The 3,252-nt window shown below is 62.6% G+C and carries 3 protein-coding genes and 1 pseudogene; 3 read left to right on the top strand and 1 reads right to left on the bottom strand.

The features are described 5' to 3' along the window. Nucleotides 1-906 (bottom strand): GumC family protein (locus EOA22_RS28630; protein WP_164755926.1); only part of this gene is annotated, 906 nt, incomplete at its 3' end. Nucleotides 907-1,166: 260 nt separating this feature from the next. Between EOA22_RS28630 and EOA22_RS28625 the strand changes: the two genes are divergently transcribed. From EOA22_RS28625 to EOA22_RS28615, 3 genes and pseudogenes are all read left to right on the top strand, one after another. Then, nucleotides 1,167-1,730, top strand: a complete 564-nt coding sequence (locus EOA22_RS28625; RefSeq protein WP_013532220.1) for a polysaccharide biosynthesis/export family protein — start codon at nt 1,167-1,169, stop codon at nt 1,728-1,730. A gap of 10 nt (nt 1,731-1,740) precedes the next feature. Continuing rightward, nucleotides 1,741-2,871, top strand: coding sequence for a glycosyltransferase family 4 protein (locus EOA22_RS28620; RefSeq protein WP_063167774.1), 1,131 nt, complete (start codon nt 1,741-1,743; stop codon nt 2,869-2,871). 94 nt (nt 2,872-2,965) lie between these two features. After that, nucleotides 2,966-3,252, top strand: a pseudogene (locus EOA22_RS28615) (undecaprenyl-phosphate glucose phosphotransferase); the annotation flags it as partial.

Raw genomic sequence — 3,252 nt, 5'->3', positions numbered from 1 at the left:
CAATTCGACCTGTCGCTCACGCAAGCGCTGGATCAGGTCCGATGACAGAACCTCCGGCACTGCGTCCAGCGAACCGCCATTCTGCAGCGCCCTGCGCACACCGTCGGCGGTCGCTTCGGCCGCAGCGCGGTTGGCGCGCACTTTCGACAGTTCGCTCGACAGTTCCGAAAGCTGCTGGGTGGCCAGCACCGAATTGTTGCCACCCATCAGAAGATCGGACTGGGCTCGGTAGGCGGCGACCTTCGCCTCCGCATCCTTGACCTGCCGCTGCAGGTCGGCGATCTCGGGCGCCAGGAAGTCTGCCGCGGCGCTGTTCGATTCGAGCTTGGCCGCCCCTTGCCCCGCTATATAGGCGGCAGCGATGGCGTCCGGTATGGCGGCCGCGAGCTTGGGATCTTCCGATGAGAACTCGATGGCAATGATGCGGGTCTTCTCGACGCCGTAGACGTTGAGCTTCTCGTGCATTTTCTTGAGCACGCGCTCTTCCGTCGGAATTTCCATCGGGTCGCTTTTCAGGCCGACCAGGACCAGAGCGCGGCTCAGCGCCGACATGTCGAGCGCTTCATTGAACTCGGGCAGTTTTTCCAGCCCAAGCTTTTGCGAGACCTGCTTGAGGATTTCGTTGGAGGAAATGATCTGGACCTGGGTGGCGACGCCCTGCTCGTCGAGAATAGGCTTGTCGGTGTCGTTGTTGTTGCTGGCCGGCCGCGTGTAGATGGATTCGCGCGGCGCGATCTCCACCTGCGTCTCGGCCTTGTAGTGCCGGGTTGCCAGCGAGGCGAAAGCAAAGGCCAGCCCGGTCGCCAACAGGACGACGAGGCCTATACGCAGCCAATTCCTCGCCAGGCTGGCGAAGAGCTGCCTGAGATCGACATCGACATCTGCGGCCGCGGACTGAACGGACATGCATCCCTACTCCGATACTGGGTCAGCACGCACCGTAAACAACTATGGTAACTCAGCCGTTAAGATCGCGGTAAGTTTCCGTTAGGGTTTACTGGCGGGCGACAAACAAAACCGCCAGAAATCGCAAAAACTCTTGCCGATGCGCCACGTGTCGGCCGCTCCCTTTACCGGCCATTAACCCTAACAGGATGATAACGGGCCTCGATCCCTGATGTTTGCTGCGACGCCGCAGCGGCCCAGTCGAAGGTACTTGTCCGGTCATGAAAAGCACTGCTTCCCTGTTTCGCGCGCTGCTTGCCGTATCGATGCTGGCTGGCTGTTCCAGCTACCGGCCGACGCCGGCCGCCTTCCATGAGGTGCTCGATCAGCCCTATCGTCTTGGCGCCGGCGATCGCGTCCGCGTCACCGTGTTCGAGCAGGACGGGCTGACCAACACCTACAGCGTCGATCAATCCGGCTATCTCTCCTTCCCGCTTGTCGGCGCCATACCGGCGCGCGGCCACACCGCGCAGCAGATGGAAAAGGAGATCGCCGACAAATTGCGGCAAGGCTATCTGCGCGATCCCGACGTTTCGGTCGAGATCGACCGCTACCGGCCGATCTTCGTCATGGGCGAAGTGGGTGCCGCCGGCCAATACTCTTACGTCCCCGGCCTGACGGTGCAGAAGGCAATCGCCATTGCCGGCGGCTTCACGCCGCGCGCCAACCAGGAAAGCGTCGACATCACCCGCGACATCAACGGCAAGGTGATGACCGGCCGCGTGGTCACCTCCGACCCGCTGCTGCCGGGCGATACGGTCTACGTCCGCGAACGCCTGTTCTGACAGATACCAAGTGGCGGACAGGCTCAGGATCGTCCATTGCTTTCGCTCACCCGTCGGAGGAATTTTCCGGCATGTGCGCGACCTGACCGAGGCGCAGGTCGCCGCCGGGCATTCCGTCGGCATCGTCTGCGATTCGACGACGGGCGGCGCGTTCGAGGAACATCTGTTCGAGCAGATGAAGAACATGCTGGCGCTCGGCATTCATCGCACGCCGATGCAGCGCCACGTCGGTCCCGGCGACCTTGCCTCGGCTTGGCGCACGTACAGGATCATCAAGGAATTGCGGCCGGACGTACTGCACGGGCACGGCGCCAAGGGTGGCGCCTATGCCCGTCTGTTCGGCTCGTTGTTGCGGGTATCAAGGTCTCGCGTAGCCCGCCTTTATTCGCCGCATGGCGGCTCCCTCCACTATGACGAGAACACGACCACCGGAAAGCTGTTCTTCGCGCTCGAGCGCTTCATGGCTCGCTTCACCGACTATCTGCTGTTTGTCTCGGACTATGAGCGGCGGACCTATCGCCACAAGGTCGGCGAGCCGCCCATTCCCAACACCCTCGTCTATAACGGCCTGCGCGCCACTGAATTCGAGCCGGTGATCACCGCGCCGGACGCAGCCGACCTGCTTTATATCGGCATGATGCGCGACCTGAAGGGGCCGGACATCTTCATCGACGCATTGGCGCTCGCCGGCCCACGGTTCGGCCGCGCGCTGACCGCGGTGATGGTCGGCGACGGCGACGACCTACCGCGTTACCACGGGCAAGTGAAACGCCTCGGGCTCGAGCGCCATGTCCGCTTCCTACCGCCGATGCCGGCCAGGGAGGCCTTTGCCCTTGCCGCGCTTATCATCGTTCCTTCGCGCGCCGAAGCCATGCCCTATATCGTCCTGGAAACGCTTGCCGCGGGAAAGCCGATGATCGCAACAGCGGTCGGCGGCATTCCGGAGATATTCGACACCGGTTCCCCTGCCCTGATCCGACCTGACCCGATCGAGCTCGCCGAAAGGATGAGCCAAGCGCTGGCCGACCCGGCCGCCTATCGCGACCTGATGCCGGATGGGGCCGACCTCAAGGCACGCTTCGGCGCCGATGTGATGGCCGCCGACATCGAGAACGCCTATTTCGCCGCGCTCGACAAGTAGGCGCAGGACCAAGCCGTTCCAAAGCCGTATGTTGTTTCAAGGGTTTCTTAGCTCTCTTTTGCTATGACCGAGGGGAAGCTTGCGGAAAGCCCTCATGAACGAGATCGACCCCGCGCGCCGCTTTTCAGCAGAGGCGGTGCGTAAATTCGACGGCCCGGCCGATGGCGACACGCCAAGCGGCATGAACGATGTCGCGCGCCAGGTCGCCTCGCAGTACCGGCGCGATACGATGTCGCCGATCATGGTCAGCGGCGTCCTGCGCATGGTCGAATTCGGCTTGCTGTTCCTGTCCGGGCTCGCCGTCTATTTCCATTATGTCGGGTTCTTCAATTATCTCGCCTGGCAGTATCCGGTAACGATCGCCGCCGCGTCGTTCCTTGC

The sequence above is a fragment of the Mesorhizobium sp. M7A.F.Ca.US.014.04.1.1 genome, assembly GCF_003998745.1.
Lineage (GTDB): Bacteria > Pseudomonadota > Alphaproteobacteria > Rhizobiales > Rhizobiaceae > Mesorhizobium > Mesorhizobium ciceri.
Note: the sequence above shows the minus strand (reverse complement) of the source record. Positions and strands in the feature narration are given on the sequence as shown.

What these genes read in the sequence shown, in the direction of transcription:
- EOA22_RS28625 (WP_013532220.1), top strand. Translation starts at nt 1,167, where the DNA reads ATGAAAAGCACTGCTTCCCTGTTTCGCGCGCTGCTTGCCGTATCGATG.